The following is a 15,337-nucleotide window of genomic DNA, read 5'->3' as shown; positions in this document are numbered from 1 at the left end:
CTGAACGGTCACCGTTCCGTCAGCTCGATGGTGATTTCATGAAGACGATCGTTCAGCCGACCAAGCAGCCTGCCGAAACTCGTCAGCGACTGCTCGACGAAGCCGCCAGGGTCATTCTCGACAAGGGCCTGGCAGGCCTGACCCTCGACGCCGTCGCGAAGGCGGCCGGGGTCAGCAAAGGCGGCTTGCTGCACCACTTCCCGAGCAAGCAGCATCTTGTCGACGGACTCGTGGTCGACCTGCATGAGCAATTTGTCGAGCGCTGGAAGAAGCTGGTGGATTCAGACCCGATCGTTCCAGGTCGACACACCCGGGCCTACCTCAAGCTGGTCACGAGTGAACGTGACGATCATGCGAGCAAGCTCTGCAACATTATCGCAGTCGAAGATCGCCAGAACCACACGATGCGGGACCTCTGGCGAAACTTCCTGACGTCCCTGCTCCGGACCGAAAACACCGGAGGAGTCGATCCTGTCACCCTGGCCATCGTTCAGCTTGCCACCGACGGTCTGTGGCTCGCCGATCTCGAAGGCTTCTTTGCGGGCGACACGAACTTGCACAACCAGATCGTCGAGCGTCTTGCTCAGATGACGACCCAGGTCTGAAGCCCCGTCCGAACGTGTCTGCGACTTCCCGGAAGCGCCGTCCACGGTGCGCCCTGAAAACGACGAAACCCCGGCGGTGGCGGGGGTTTCGTCGACGATCGGCCGGCTTTGTCAGTTCCTGTCAAATCGGCCGAAAAGTGGAGGCGGCGGGAATTGAACCCGCGTCCTGAGAGCCCTGAGATGCGGCGTCTACGTGTGTATTCCGTCGTTTGATCTCACTGCCGGCCGGAACGACAAACAAACCCGGACGTCAGCCAGACAGCCATGTGTTCTCGTTTCGAGAGTTGCCGTCGGCCCCCGCCTTGCGGCGGAGTTAGCTCGAAACCAGTCTGAAGGGTGACCGGCAACCCGCTCGCTTCAGACGGAGCTCACGGACCGGTGGCCGCTTTAGGCAGCCAGAGCGTACTGCTTGTTGGCAGTTATTGTTTGATCAGCTTTTTACGTGGCCAACTGATCAACCACGACACGCAACCTGCACCCGCGGAGAACCAGTCGAATCCGATCGCCCCCCGGAGCGCCTGCCTTCTCCAAATCAAAAAGGCGGACGCCAACCATTCTATCGGTCAGCGTCCGCCAGTCGACTCTCGAATTGTCGAAAAACTGCCAACCCACCGTCGTGTCACCAGATTCCTCCCGCTGCGGAAGATGCGAAAACGCAGCGTTCACTGGATCACGGCATTCCTTCGACGGCCTGACGCACCTGTTCTTCGTTGGACGGCAGTTCTGCTTCCTCCTTGATCACCAGCGGCCCGTTTCCTGGGGCCGTGATTTCATCACGAGCACGATCGTGCCATCGTGTCTGAACGTCTCCATCTGCAACGACCGTGCCGATGGTTCGGATCTCCCGACCGATCGCGAAAACGCCGGGCATTCTCGCGATCGGTCGCGTCGTTCCTCCCTGAAAACGGCTCACCGCTGTTTTCTGAAGCGACACCCTGTTTGGCGACAGCGCACAGTTCGACCTCTGCACCAGACTCGAAGGTCCGCGTTTCATCCATCGCCTCGTCCGGCTTGGCGATCCTTGCCCGCCCCTCGCGTGTCCGCTTCAGGCCGGCATTCACTCACAAAACCCTCGCGGGATAACTACTCTTTCCCGCCTGCCGTCAAAAACTCACGCTCCGTTTCGCCCCCCGGGGTGAGCCGCCGCGTTCGAAAGCGTTCTGATCCCAATGCCCATCGACCTTCCCAAGCAGTACGACCCCCAGGCCGCCCAGGAAAAGTGGTACCCGTTCTGGGAACGCGAAGGCTTCTTCAACGCCGATCCCGATGCGGAGAAGTCCCCGCATACGATCATGATCCCCCTGCCCAACGTGACCGGGGCCCTGCACATGGGCCACGCACTCAACGGCACCGTCCAGGATCTCATCACCCGCTGGCGGCGGATGCAGGGCTACGAGGCCCTGTGGATGCCCGGCACCGACCACGCCGGCATTGCCACGCAGTCGGTCGTCGAGCGCCGCATGCTCGAAGAGGAGGGGAAGACGCGCCACGATGTCGGCCGCGAAGCCCTCGTTGAACGCATCTGGAAATGGAAAGACGTCTACGAAGCCCGCATTCTCGGCCAGCTCAAGCAGATGGGCGCCAGCTGCGACTGGCGCCGCACCCGCTTCACGCTCGATGAAGTCTGCTCGCGGGCCGTCCGCCGCACGTTCTTCAAGATGTTCAAGGACGGCCTGATCTTCCGCGGCCGCCGCCTCGTCAACTGGGATGCCTTCCTGCAGACGGCCGTCGCCGACGACGAAGTCTACGATGAGGAAGTCGACGGCCACTTCTGGACGATGAACTACCCCGTCGTCGATGACGCCGGGAAGCCGACCGGCGACCGCATCAGCTTCTCGACGACCCGTCCGGAAACCATGCTCGGCGACACGGCCGTCTGCGTGCACCCGACGGACGAGCGCTACCTGCATCTGATCGGCAGGATGGTCATGCAGCCGCTGAACGGCCGGCTCATCCCCGTCATCGCCGATGCGCTCCTGGCCGACAAGGAACTCGGCACCGGCTGCGTCAAGGTGACGCCGGCCCACGACCCGAACGACTACGCCTGCTACCAGCGCAATCCGCAGATCGGCCTGATCAATATTCTGAACCCGAACGGCACGATCAACGCGGCCGCGGCGGAAGGCGGGCCCGGCGCCGGCGTCGACGCAACCAAATACGTCGGCCTCGACCGCTACAAAGTCCGCGATATCGCCGTTGCCGACATGGAAGCCCTCGGCCACTTCGAGAAAGTCGAAGACCGCAAGATCCCGCTCAAGCACAGCGACCGTTCCAAGACCCCCGTCGAACCCTACCTCTCCGAGCAGTGGTTCGTCCGCATGGGCGATGACGAATCCGGCAAACCGGGTCTCGCGCAGTCTGCGATGGATGCCGTCGCCGATGGCCGCGTGCGGTTCTTCCCGCCCCGCTACACCAAGACCTACATGGACTGGCTCGCGGAAAAGCGCGACTGGTGCATCAGCCGCCAGCTGTGGTGGGGGCACCGCATTCCGGTGTGGACAGCCTCAATCATCCCCAAAGCCGACGATCCAAGGTCCAAGGAATTCTTCACGGTCTACGAGGGGCTGGGATTCAGTGCCCCGCAGATTGATCTGGCCGGCGGACGGATTCAATTGCACGGATCGGAGACGGCGTGCGGCGAGATGCTTCTCGACGTCAACACTGGCGAGATGAAGTTTTCCATCTGCGTTGCGGACGGGAACGCCGAAATTGAGTCGCAACTGGAATCAGTTGGCTTCACCCAGGACCCCGACGTCCTCGACACCTGGTTCTCCTCCGCCCTCTGGCCCCACGCCACCCTCGGCTGGCCCGACGAACAAAACGATCCCCCCCTCGATCCCAATGTCGTCGCCCAGCAATCTCCTACCCACCACCCACTACCCACTACCCACTCCAACAGCGTCCTCCCCTACTTCTACCCCGGCTCCGTCCTCGTCACCTCCCGCGACATCATCACCCTCTGGGTCGCGCGGATGGTCCTCACCGGCCTCTACAACCTCCAGCAGGTCCCCTTCAAACACGTCTGCGTCCATCCCAAGATTCTCGACGGCTTCGGACAGGGCATGTCGAAGTCGAAGGGGAACGGCGTCGACCCGATCGAACTGATTGGTCGCTACGGCTGCGACGGCACACGATTCACCATCGCGTCGTTCGCCGGCGAAACGCAGGACGTCCGCCTCCCGGTCGCGTACGAATGTCCGCACTGCCAGGCCGCGATCCCCCAGACGCTCGGCCACCTGAAGTTCAAGCCCGGCAAGCCGAAGATCAAGTGCGCCAAGTGCAAGAAGGAATCGCAGTACGCGACGCCGCACTACGAGCCCGATGCCGGAGAACCCGTCGCCCGCATCGTGATCGAGCGTTTCGAATACGGCCGGAACTTCTGCAACAAGCTCTGGAACGCCGCGCGGTTCGCCATCATGAACCTCGAAGGCTACACCCCCGGCGACGTCACGGCCGACCAGCTCGAGCTCGAAGACCGCTGGATCCTCAGCCGCCTCGCGAGCGTCCAGCAGGAAATCGACACGTCGCTCGGCCGCTACCAGCTCGACAGCGCGACCCGCGCCGTCCGCGAATTCGTGTGGAACGAGTTCTGCGACTGGTACCTGGAAATGATCAAGCCCCGGCTGCGCACCGAACCGGGAACCACAAACCCCGCTCGCGAAACGGCCCAGCGCGTCCTGCTCGCCGTGCTCGACACGATCGTCCGCCTGCTCCAGCCCTTCACTCCGTTCATCTGTGAAGAACTCTGGCAGACGTTGAACGAACTGGCGCCGACTCGAGCATTGCCGCACGGCGACGCCTCAACGGTACTGACTCCACGTCTCGCGGAGTCGGCCGTCATCGCCGCACAATGGCCCTCCCCTCCGACCAGCTGGCAGGACGCTGCTCTCGAAAAGCGTTTCGCCCGCCTGCAGGACACGATCATCGCCGTCCGCAACGTCCGCGCCGTTTACAGCATTCCCCCGGCCACGCCGATCAAGCTGCTGATGCGTTCCAGCGACGACGTCGCTAGCGACCTGCAGAACGTCTCCAGCCAGTTCGATAACCTGGCCAAAGCCGTCCTCACCGCCGCCGGCGCCAGCGTCGTCCGCCCCGCGGCCGCCGCCAGCTTCACCCTCGGCGACGCCGACGGTTACATCCCGCTGGAAGGCCTGATCGACAAGGACGCCGAACTCGCCCGCCAGAAGAAACAGGCCGAGCAGATCAAAAAACTCATCGCCACCAACGAAAGCAAGCTGGCGAACGAGAACTTCGTTTCGAAGGCCCCGGTGGAAATCGTCACCGGCCTTCGCGAACAACTCGCGACCCAGCAAACCCAGCTCGCCAACATCGAAGCCATCATCAAAGACCTCGGCGGGTAGGGCCGGCGATGCCGGCCGATCGTTGCCATCATCGGCGCAGAACCCCGGTTTCCCCAAAGCAGCCGGGGATCTTCGACGTCCCACCCAGCCATCGCTGACCATCGCGCCCGAGTACCCAGTACCGAGTACCGCCCCCTTCAAAGCGGAGCAGCACTCCCCACTCCGCGCCCTCCCTCATCTCTGTGCCCTCTGTGTCTCCGTGGTGAATTCTTTCGGTCCCTGGGTCCCGCATCCAGAACGGTGGAGATGCCGCCGCGCATCGACCATCATGCACGCCCCATCGCTGCACAGCAGATTTTACCCTCTGGAAGGAACCAGCCGGTCGCCATGAATAAAACTCTCTCGCTGCTCCTGCTCGTCCTCCTCGGCCTGGTGAGCCCCACCGCAAAGGCGGCCGAACCGCTCACCTCCGGCATCGACAAGGCCGGCTTCGACACCGCGGTCCGCCCCCAGGACAACTTCTTTCTGTACGTGAACGGTGGCTGGATCGCCAAAACCGAAATCCCCGCCGACAAGGCCAGCTGGGGCAGCTTCAACATCCTCCGCGAAGAGAGCAACAAGCATCAGCGCGAGATCATCGAGCAGCTGGCCGCCGAGAAGAACCTCCCGGCCGGTTCCGAGAAAAAGAAGATCTCGGACCTCTACGCCAGCCTGATGGACGAAGCCCTCGCTAATAAGCTCGGCGCCACGCCCGTCAAACCGGAGCTCGAGAAGGTCGACGGCATCAAGTCCGTCGCCGACTTGATCAAGGTCCTCGCCGAGCTCCAGGAGTCCGGGATCGTCGGGCCGTTCGCAACCGGAGTCGGCGTCGATTCGCACAACTCGCTCGAATACGCCGTCTTCATCCACCAGTCCGGCCTCGGTCTGCCGAACCGCAACTACTACCTGCAGGAAGGCGAACAGTTCGACGAGATCCGCCAGCGCTATCCGCAGTACATCGCGAAACTCTTCACGCTGGCCGGAATCGCGGATGCCGAGAAGAAGGCGCAGTCGGTCTACGCGCTCGAGAAGAAGCTGGCCGATGTGCAGTGGTCTCCCGAAGACAGCCGCGACGCCACCAAGACCGACAACCGTTTCGCCGTCGCGGAGCTTGGCAGGCTGACGGGCAAGATCGACTGGAAGAGCTACCTCACCACGCTCGGCATGGAAGGGAAGATCAACAAGCTCTACGTCGCTCAGCCAACCTACATCGAGAAGCTCGGCGATCTGCTGGCGAGCATGCCGATCGACGACTGGAAGAACTACCTGACGTTTCACGTTCTCAACGACGCTGCCGCCTGGCTCTCCGAAGATTTCGTCAACGCCAACTTCGACTTCTACGGCAAGCTCATCGAAGGTCTCGAAGCCCAGGAGCCTCGCTGGCAGCGGGCCGTCAAGGCCGTCAACGCGTCGCTCGGCGAAGCCGTCGGCAAGGTCTATGTCGAGAGCCACTTCTCGTCCGAAGCGAAGCGCCGCATGGACGAACTGGTGAAGAACGTCCTCGCCGCCTTCCAGACGTCGCTGCAGGGACTTGAATGGATGTCGGCCGAAACGAAGGTGAAAGCCGAAGAGAAGCGGACCCGCCTGAACACCAAGATCGGCTTCCCCGATGTGTGGAAGGACTACTCGGCCCTGCAGATCTCCCGCAACGAGCCGTATAACAACCTGGCCCGCGCGGCGACGTGGGACTATCACCGCGACCTCGCCCGGCTGGGCGAACCGGTCGACCGCACCGAATGGCTGATGACGCCGCAGACCGTCAACGCCTACCACTACCCGCGGATGAACGACATCGTCTTCCCGGCCGCCATCCTGCAGCCCCCATTCTTTAACGCGAAAGCCGACGACGCCGCCAACTACGGCGGCATCGGAATGGTCATCGGCCACGAAACGGGCCACGCCTTCGACGACCAGGGCCGCAAGACCGACGCCGACGGCAACCTCAACGAATGGTGGACGGCCGAAGACGCGAAACGCTTCCAGTCCAAGGCGCAGGCGCTCGTCGAGCAGTACAACAAGTTCGAGCCGCTCCCAGGTCTCCACGTCAACGGCCAGCTCACGCTCGGCGAGAACATCGGCGACCTCACCGGCCTGTATATCGCTTACAAGGCCTACAAGATGTCGCTCGGCGGAAAGGAAGCCCCGGTAATTGATGGCCTGACCGGCGATCAACGGTTCTTCATGGGCTACGCCCAGATCTGGCGCTCGAAGTACCGCGATGAAGCGATCCGCAAGCAGGTCCTCACCGACCCGCATTCCCCCGCGCAGTTCCGCGTCAACGGCCCGCTGAAGAACTTCGGCCCCTTCTACGAAGCCTTCAACGTGAAACCCGGCGACGCCATGTACCTGCCCGAGAACGAGCGAATCCACATCTGGTGATCGGGCCGTCGCAGGTCGCAACGATGGAGAATCCCGGCCCGAAGATCGTCGACCTCCGGATGAAGGACGGCTCGCGGCAGTTCGCCGACGTGCCCGAGCGCGTCCTCCCCGGCCAGTTGCGGAAGATCATCGCGAAGCTGCCGGGCGTCGAGATCGTGAGCTTCATCGCTTCGGTGGCCGAGATCGAAGCCTGGATCGAGTTCCGCTACCGCGACTACGACTTCGCCATCAACAACCAGAACGTCGAATACTGGTTGTTTGTCCGCCAGCCCGAATGCCCGGAGGAGATCCTGCGGGAAGTCGCCCTGCACTGCGACGCGGGGCAGCTGTGACGACGAATGCTTCGCCCTGGATCACGTAAGGTTTCGACGGAGCGGCAGTAGTTCTTCCAGAGCCGATGTTCGAAGTGACGAACATCGGCGAGTTCACAGGAGACTACGATGACCACTCTTCAGAAAGTCCTCTACACGGCGAAGACACACACCACCGGCGGTCGCGAAGGATCAGCCAGGAGCTCGGACGGCCGTCTCGAAATCGGCCTTTCCTCGCCGGGCGGCCCCGGCAACGGCACCAACCCGGAACAGCTGTTCGCCGCAGGCTGGTCTGCCTGCTTCATGGCCGCAGTCGGCCTGGCAGCTGCTGAGCGGAAAGTCGCACTTCCGCGGGATCGCGCGATTGACGCTGAAGTCGACCTCGGAACCAACGAGAGCGGATACCTGCTGCGGGCCCGGCTGAACGTCAGCCTGCCGGGGATCGACCCGAACGTCGCGAGAGAACTCGTCGACGCAGCCCACCAGATGTGTCCTTACTCCAAGGCCACCCGGGGCAACATTGACGTCGAAATCAATGTCGTCTGAATCAAAGCGTCCCGCCCGGATTTCTCCGGGCGGGATTGTTGAACCCGGTTCTACTTCTTCTTCCTCACGGTCTGGTCGATCTTGCAGTCCGGATCGAATGGAACCGGCTTGCCGACCTTTTCCACGGGATGCAGGAACAGGTACTTCCAGACATCCTCATGGATGTATTTGCCGTCCGGCCCCTTGATCGCCGAGCCGCCGGGCGTTGAAGCGCCATGAGCCGTCTTGGCCGGATCTTTCGACTTCACCTCCGCGTCAGTGATCAGCCGCCGCGAGTTGCCGAAGGGCACCGGAGTCTTGTCGACGTTCACGACGGGACCGAATTTGTTGAGCCCCAGAAGCTGCCACGACCTGCAGTAGTGGTCGCCGCTCCAGCCCGTGTCGAGGACGTGGGTGAACGCGAAAAAGCGGTTCTTCTCGGTGGCTGAAGGAAGCTCATACCACCGTTCGAGCTGGTCGCGCGGACCGGAGAACATCACGACGCGGTCGACCTTCTGGTGCAGCGCAAACCGCGCCGAGGTCGTCGATCCGTGCGAGCTGCCCGACATGATGACTTTGCTCCAGTCGAGCCCTTTACCGTCCTTCGAGAGGAACTGCTCCCACTTCCCCTGCGGATGCTCTTTCGACAGGTGCTTCACGAGCTGGTAGGCCCGTTCCATCATGCCGTCCGGCTTCGGAATCTCGATCGCCTTGCTGAAGTCCTCACCGGTGGCGGCTTCAAGCCGAATGCGGCCCAGATGCTGGTCATCCGGCGGGGGTTCCTTGTTCAGCTTGCCAAACCAGCCGTTGGCATAGTGCACCTGGATGCCGTGCAGTCCGTAACCGGCAATGCGGTCGAACAGCTGGCCGTTGTAGCCCATCAGCCAGATGACGAGCTTGCCCTGCGGAGCGACGCGGGTATCAACGACGCCGTGTTCCACGTCGCTCGGCTTGCCGTTTTTTGTAAACACAAACTCGACTTCGGGGTGCTCTTTCGCCCGCGGATCGATTTCGCTCGCCCGGGCCGTGATGTCGTACTTCTTCGGCGCGGGATCGTGGTAAGGCGGAGGCGCAGCGGTTGCTTCGACCGATGTCGCCAGCAGGCCGACGAGGAACAGGAGTCCGTATTTTTGCTTCATGAGTTCGGTGAGACCGCTCGAAGACGCAGAACGCCGCCGGCACACACTCGCCAGCAGCCCAATGTGCGCATTCTGGCAGGCCACCACAGAAACTTCGAACGTCCTGTCGAGCCGATTTTGACCGACGACCGGGCCAGACAGTCGTCTTCAGAGGTCAATCGTGAGTCAGTTCAGTCCCGGCCTGAGCGGCCACTTCACCGCCGGCCGACGGACCGGCGTCAGATGAGGCTGGTGTTCCACTCGCTTTCAAAGCGAACCTCAAAACACCCGGAGCTGATTTCCTTCCCCGACCAGCTTCCAGAGTTTCACCGAACCGTCTTTTCCCCCCGTCACCAGCGCGCTCTTGTCGCGACTGAGATCCAGGCGCTGGAGCAGGTCCGGATGGGCCCTGAGCGACTGGACGAGCGTCTTTGACTGGAAATCCCAGATCCGCAGATTGCCCCGGTAATCGCCAGTGATCAGGAGATCGGTTCCCGGAACGAACACGATCGAAAACGCCGTATCCGATTGTTTCAGCGCCGCCAGCTCCTCGCCGGAACCAATATCGTAGACTCGGACCACCTTATCAGAGGCCGACGTGGCAAGCCGCCTCCCTTCCGGATCGAATGCGGCGAACTTCGCTTCGCCCGAGAAGCCTTCGAACTTTTTCAGGACGTTGCCCGTGGCTGCGTCGTGCAGTGTGATGCTGCCGACAATCGACTGCTGCTTGTAGTCCCCGGTACACGCCGCAAACATCTTGCTGTCGGGACTGAACACGGCGTATGTCCAGGGCAGCGCGGCCGGACCGAGCGCCACAGGCGGAGTCTCGCCCGCCAGGTCGTAGAGGATCAGGTCCTTTTCGTAGTACGAGGTGATCAGCCGTCTCTGGTCGGGCGAGAACTGAATCGAGTAAGGACCGCGTTTCGGCTTCTCGAAAGTCCGCTCCGTTTCCAAGGACTGCAGATCCCGGAGATCGAGCCCTGCCGGGAAATGACCGATCGCCACTTTCCGGGTATCCGGGCTCACAGCGCAGGTGCTGACCGAGTCTTTTCCGATCAATTGACGGCGCTCGCCCGTCGCCAGGTCCCAGACCCACCCCTTGCCGTCGTAGCCATTGGTCACCAGCGCCTGATCGTCCAGCGCGAAGCTGACGAACCGCGTCCCTTTCTCATGGGCCGCGATCGAAATGAGTGGCAGCACTTCGGCATTCGCCCTGTCGATGTCCCAGAACCAGCCCTGGCCGTTCTGATGAATGGTGATCAGCCGCTGGCTGCGCGGACCGAACATCACTTCCGTAGCCGGCCCGGCCGTGTTGTCCCGCTTGATCGTCGTTCCCATGGATCCATCAATCCCGTGGACGCGAATCGTGCCGTCCAGAAGCGGGCCGACGACGGTCTGCCCGTCGGGAGAAATCGCGAGAGCCTGAAGCGGACCATTCGCGACCGGAAGAAAGCGCCCCGGCTCGCCGCTGACCTCGTCCCCCGTGCGCGTGACCCGGCAGTTGATCAGGCCGGTGGCGTTCGAGCAGATCAGGCGGGAACCGACGGACGTGACGGCCAGCTTCTGAGGCGATTGTTCCTGAAGGTTCAGTTGGCCGGCGAGCGGCTTGCCCGTCGCTGCATCCCAGAAGCGGACGAATCCCGGGTGATGCAGCGTCGCAAACCAGTCGAGTCCCGGGTCGGTCGCGACCTGGACGAAGTCGAAGGTCTCTCCCAGCCTCACGAACTTTGACTGGCCGACGTCGATTCGAGCGGCCGATCCGTCCAGAAACTGCACGGCGATCGCGTGTGGTCCGACCGTCGAGAAACGGGCCACACCGGCCCGATTCGGCGGTCCACCGGCAATCGGCTCCGATGCCTCGCCAGTACGGGTCACGGTCCGGATCGAACCATCGATATGCCCCGTCATCAGCTGGCCATCTCCCGTGAACCCCAGCGATGACACCTGGGGTCCCTCGATCCGGAAGTTGGCGAGTTCCTGGTTCTGGTCGGGCGAGATCAGCCGGATCCCTCCCGCCAGGTCCATGACGGCAAAGCATGATTCATCGGGCGCCCACGCAGCAGCCGACACCGCACGCTGTGCGTCCGACGCAATCGGGAACTCCGTGACCAGGCTGCCGTCGCTCTTCCACAACTTCGCGTCCCCGCTCCAGCCATGAGAAGCCAGCAGCTGGCCATCGCCGGAGAATGTCACCGCGAAGACCGCTGATTGATGGGCCGGGATGCGGACGACCATGGACTGCTGCGCGTAATCCCAGAGAGTGACCTCCCCGTCGAAACCTCCCATCGCAAGGTGGTTGCCGTCCGGCGAGAAGTCGACACAGCTCAGCCGCCCGCGCCGGGCCGGAAGTGTGCCGAGGAGCTTCCCCGTCTCGCGGTCCCACAGCCATGTCTTCTGGTCGCCGCAGGCCGCGGCGATGACCGTGCCGCCCGGAGAAACGGCCACGTCCTCGACCTGGCTTTCCGGTCCGGTGAACTCGCGGACCAGTTCCCCGGTTTCAATGTTCCAGATCAGCACCCGGAGATCACGACTCCCGGAGACAAGCAGCGGTTCCGTCGGGACGAACGCCACGGTCATGACGTCGTTGGTGTGACCGGTGAAGGTCCGCAGGTGCTGGCCCGTCTGCAGGTTCCAGAGCATCACCAGGCCATCGTGAGACGCGGTCGCCATGCGGGAACCATCCACAGATACGGCGACGCCGTCGATGTTCGCCGTGTGTCTCGAGAACTCGCGAATGTGTCGCCCCGTCCGGGCGTCCATCAGCCGGGCTTTCCCGTCATAGCCGGCCACCACGATCCAGTCGGTGTTCGGCACGAACCTGATCCGGCGGAGCCCGCGATCCGTCTGCCGCGTGAGAATCGTCGACTTCGTTTCGAGGTCCCGGATGATCAGACGCCCTCCGTTGGCGTTGTAACCGCCCCCCGTGACGAGCAGACGTCCGTCAGGGGAGAGGGCTGAGGCCATCGTCGCGGCGACGATGTGATGGAGCGGAACTGGCCAGTTGGTGAACCCCAGCGGGCCGGGAGTTCGCGAATAACGCTGGCCGATCCCCTGGGTGATGAGGTCGCTGGTCGACGTCCCGGGGGGCGCCGCCAGCGCCCCGCGCGTCACGACGAAGAACAAGAGCCCAAGAACGAAGGGGATCAGCCGCATCGGGTCGCCTCCCGCCTGGCCAGACAGCCTGCCAAATTCAGAGTTCCACGCAGCACCTGCGTGCAATCCAGACTAGCGGCGCCGGCTTGTCAGGCACAGGTCACGCCCGCCCCCCGGAGCGAAGCGGCATCACCCGCCGTAGTAGCACTCGGCCGGCAGCCCCGTCCCGCGGCGAACCTGATCGGCAATGGCGTCGACTTCGGCATCGCTCAGCGAACTGACGAAGCTCTCGGCCGGCGGACGCGCGACAGTATAGACCTGCACCAGCTTGATCTGGCCCCCCCCCGCAATGACGTCCCGGATCCGCTGCACATACGCCGCGATCTCCGCGCTCGAGGGCGCTTCGCCATTCACCCGCATGAACAGGCTCTGCAGCACCATCGGCCGCAGCTTCGACGCCGAGAGGATGTTGTCGAGCACGCGCTGGAACGGAATCACCGTGCGATCGATGAGTTTGTAATACGGCTCCGTCCCCGCATCGAGCTTGGCCCAGACTTCGCCGTTGTTCTTGTCCAGGATCGCCAGGCCCCGCACGACCGGCGGCCGGTGAAACATGGTGGCGTTCGTAATCAGCACCATCTTCACGTCGTCGAGACCGCGGGCCCGCTTGAACTGCGCCACGCGGCTGATGATCTCGTCGAAATTCCGGTAGGTCGTCGGCTCCCCGTCTCCCGAAAAAGCGATGTCGTTCAGCCGGCGCAGATCTGGCGGCACGCTCTGGAACTTCTCGTCCCGAAACAGTTCACCCGTCACGACGAGATCGACGACATGCGCCAGCTCCTCGAGCACCTGGTCGAGTTCGACGAACCGCGTCTCCGCTTCGCTCCGACGATCGACCTGGCAGTAGATGCAGTCGAAGTTGCAGACCTTGTCGGGATTCAGGTTGACGCCGATCGAGATCCCGCGGCTGCGGCGTGACAGGACCGGATAGACGAACCGGTTGAGTTCGTACTTGCGGGAATGCGAACGGTACTGGGGAAGAGAAGACAAGGCTTTGCGATTGGTCACAGGACGCGGGAGCAGGAATGGAATCTTAGGCGCTCACGCAGCGTCAGACTTCTCCTGCGCGGCGAGAATCTCTTGACAGATCAGAAATGCGCTGTCACCATTTCGCACAACACAGATCAGAAATGAGCACAATGTCGAAAACGCCCTGGATCCTCACACGCGAAATGTTCCTCGACGAGCAGGAACTCGGCGACCTGATCGAAAGTCTGGCTTGTGCCATCGGCACGGCCGTCCGGAGTGACCGGGATTCGGCCCTTCTCGATCAACTCATTGTCGCCTGCCTGTCGCTCTCAGGCCTGCGGAACAGCGAGTTCTGTAATCTCCGGCTCGTCGATGCGGACCTCGGCTCGCGACGCCCCTTCTTCTGCGTCGCTGGCACTCGCACCGAAGACCGAAAGGTTCACATTCCCAGGCTGCTGGCGCGGCTCGCCAAGCAGTACATATCAGGTCCCAGGTCGCGGTTTCTGCCCACCGGGATGGATGCAAAAGATGAGAACCAGGCTTTGATTCTGTCGGAGAAGGGCCGACCGTTCGACCGCACGGTCCTATACCGCCGAGTCGTGAAGATTCTGTCGAGTCACGGTCTCGGAGAGCGGGCCAGCGTTCAACTTCTGCGTCACACCTACGGCTATCTGGCCTACAAGCGTACCGGCGGGAACCTGCTCTTTACCCAGCGTCAGCTCGGACATGCCCACCCCATGGTCACCGCCATCTATCAGCAGTTCGTCACCGAGGACTACTCCACCCTCGCCGATCAAGTCGGCGCCGAACTGCTCCGCGTCGCCCCCGAGTAGCCCTTTCCCATTGACCAAGCCCCTGGAGAACAGTGATGAGCGAATTGAAAGTCGTTTCGTGGGAAGCGGTTCGCGAGATTGTCGCCGACACGCTCGCCGTTGATCTGGAGGAAGTGACTCCCGAATCGAACTTCTTTGCCGACCTCGGCGGGGAATCGATCGACATTATCGACCTCGGCTTTCGATGTCGTCAGGCCCTTGGCGTCACCCCGCAGTTCTCGAGACTCTCCGCCAGCGACTGGGAAGTCGACGAGACGGGAGTTCTTCTGCCGGAATCTCGCCGCCGAATCGAGCAGGCCTTTCCACTCATGGCCGAAAAGCTACCCACGGGCCCATTTCACTGGCAGCAGTTGTTCTCCGTGGCAGCGATCTGGGAGATCGTGGCCGACGCGGCCGGCGAATCGGCGAGCCCATAAGCGTTTCTCGAAAATCCCCTCCCTGAACGAAAACACCCCGCGGGATTCGCGGGGTGTCTTTCTTCTCACAGTCATCACCGGCAGACGCTGCCGGATCAGGGGGCGGTCGCCGGGGCTTCGGCGGGAGCGGCCGGCGGCGTGGCGGCCGGAGCGTCAGCAGCGGGGGTCTCAGCAGCCGGCGGCGTGGTCGGCTTCGGTTCTTCCGGCTTGGCGCAGCCCGCAGCGGTCAAAGCAAGTCCGGCCAGCGACAGCACGGCGAATGACGTCTTCATTGTTGCAGATCCTTGAAAGGTTGATGTCGGGCAGCCTCCGACGGAAGCCCGCGCCCAGAGCGTACGCGGACGCACGAAGGATTCCCACCGTGTCCCGAACGCATTGTCAACGGCCGCGGATCACGCCAGCTCCATCGCCGCCAAAGAACGCGCACTAACCATTACCCAGACAGCCTTTACGCCGAAACGCCAGCATAACCGGCACGTCCGTCACAAACGGAACCGTCGTCAAACTCTGCGCAGTTGAACATTCGCCCTCAACTTCGCGACCCGCGATATCCGAAAAACCAGAAGAACTGCCATTTTCGGCAGAGTCACTCTGTACGGACTGAACCCGCGGATGCGGGGGCAGTGCGCGGATTGTCCCGACGCTCACCACGCCGGAACGCCACGCAGACAGAGTGATCTGGGGGCAC

General features: G+C 62.7%; 12 protein-coding genes and 1 other RNA gene. 7 read left to right on the top strand and 6 right to left on the bottom strand.

Translation table 11 applies throughout. The features are described from left to right. Positions 1 to 38 precede the first annotated feature (38 nt). The gene (locus Pan44_RS25005; RefSeq protein WP_197453640.1) at positions 39 to 605 is read left to right on the top strand and encodes a TetR/AcrR family transcriptional regulator; all 567 of its coding nucleotides are present in this window, start codon (positions 39 to 41) and stop codon (positions 603 to 605) included. 135 nt (positions 606 to 740) lie between these two features. On the opposite strand, the gene ssrA is transcribed toward Pan44_RS25005, so the two are convergent. Beyond that, positions 741 to 1,115: a transfer-messenger RNA gene (gene ssrA / locus Pan44_RS25000) on the bottom strand. A 160-nt stretch (positions 1,116 to 1,275) separates the two neighbouring features. Beyond that, positions 1,276 to 1,476 (bottom strand): hypothetical protein, encoded by a 201-nt coding sequence (locus Pan44_RS24995; RefSeq protein ID WP_145034463.1) that lies wholly within the window; start codon positions 1,474 to 1,476, stop codon positions 1,276 to 1,278. A gap of 298 nt (positions 1,477 to 1,774) precedes the next feature. Between Pan44_RS24995 and Pan44_RS24990 the strand changes: the two genes are divergently transcribed. The 4 genes from Pan44_RS24990 to Pan44_RS24975 all read left to right on the top strand — a co-directional run bounded on the left by Pan44_RS24990 (position 1,775) and on the right by Pan44_RS24975 (position 8,181). After that, positions 1,775 to 4,966, top strand: a complete 3,192-nt coding sequence (locus Pan44_RS24990) for a valine--tRNA ligase (RefSeq protein ID WP_145034462.1) — start codon at positions 1,775 to 1,777, stop codon at positions 4,964 to 4,966. Between the two features lie 327 nt (positions 4,967 to 5,293). Next, positions 5,294 to 7,324 (top strand): M13 family metallopeptidase, encoded by a 2,031-nt coding sequence (locus tag Pan44_RS24985; RefSeq protein WP_145034461.1) that lies wholly within the window; start codon positions 5,294 to 5,296, stop codon positions 7,322 to 7,324. 23 nt (positions 7,325 to 7,347) lie between these two features. Further along, positions 7,348 to 7,656: a hypothetical protein gene (locus Pan44_RS24980; protein WP_145034460.1), complete on the top strand. Its 309-nt coding sequence runs from the start codon at positions 7,348 to 7,350 to the stop codon at positions 7,654 to 7,656. 108 nt (positions 7,657 to 7,764) lie between these two features. Next, positions 7,765 to 8,181 (top strand): organic hydroperoxide resistance protein, encoded by a 417-nt coding sequence (locus tag Pan44_RS24975; RefSeq protein ID WP_145034459.1) that lies wholly within the window; start codon positions 7,765 to 7,767, stop codon positions 8,179 to 8,181. A 50-nt stretch (positions 8,182 to 8,231) separates the two neighbouring features. Here Pan44_RS24975 and Pan44_RS24970 read toward each other — a convergent pair whose 3' ends face one another. The 3 genes from Pan44_RS24970 to Pan44_RS24960 form a co-directional block, all read right to left on the bottom strand. Continuing rightward, positions 8,232 to 9,299 (bottom strand): BPSS1187 family protein, encoded by a 1,068-nt coding sequence (locus tag Pan44_RS24970; RefSeq protein ID WP_145034458.1) that lies wholly within the window; start codon positions 9,297 to 9,299, stop codon positions 8,232 to 8,234. Between the two features lie 258 nt (positions 9,300 to 9,557). Beyond that, positions 9,558 to 12,431, bottom strand: a complete 2,874-nt coding sequence (locus Pan44_RS24965) for a WD40 repeat domain-containing protein (protein WP_145034457.1) — start codon at positions 12,429 to 12,431, stop codon at positions 9,558 to 9,560. Positions 12,432 to 12,560: 129 nt separating this feature from the next. Then, complete coding sequence (locus tag Pan44_RS24960; protein WP_231754162.1) at positions 12,561 to 13,439, bottom strand: radical SAM protein; 879 nt, start codon at positions 13,437 to 13,439, stop codon at positions 12,561 to 12,563. 131 nt (positions 13,440 to 13,570) lie between these two features. Between Pan44_RS24960 and Pan44_RS24955 the strand changes: the two genes are divergently transcribed. After that, the gene (locus Pan44_RS24955) at positions 13,571 to 14,233 is read left to right on the top strand and encodes a tyrosine-type recombinase/integrase (RefSeq protein WP_197453639.1); all 663 of its coding nucleotides are present in this window, start codon (positions 13,571 to 13,573) and stop codon (positions 14,231 to 14,233) included. A 35-nt stretch (positions 14,234 to 14,268) separates the two neighbouring features. Beyond that, positions 14,269 to 14,649, top strand: coding sequence for an acyl carrier protein (locus tag Pan44_RS24950; protein WP_145034455.1), 381 nt, complete (start codon positions 14,269 to 14,271; stop codon positions 14,647 to 14,649). 95 nt (positions 14,650 to 14,744) lie between these two features. Here Pan44_RS24950 and Pan44_RS27635 read toward each other — a convergent pair whose 3' ends face one another. Next, the gene (locus Pan44_RS27635) at positions 14,745 to 14,921 is read right to left on the bottom strand and encodes a hypothetical protein (RefSeq protein WP_197453638.1); all 177 of its coding nucleotides are present in this window, start codon (positions 14,919 to 14,921) and stop codon (positions 14,745 to 14,747) included. Positions 14,922 to 15,337 lie beyond the last annotated feature (416 nt).

This window comes from Caulifigura coniformis, assembly GCF_007745175.1.
Classification (GTDB): domain Bacteria; phylum Planctomycetota; class Planctomycetia; order Planctomycetales; family Planctomycetaceae; genus Caulifigura; species Caulifigura coniformis.
This window is presented reverse-complemented; position numbering and strand designations above follow the sequence as displayed.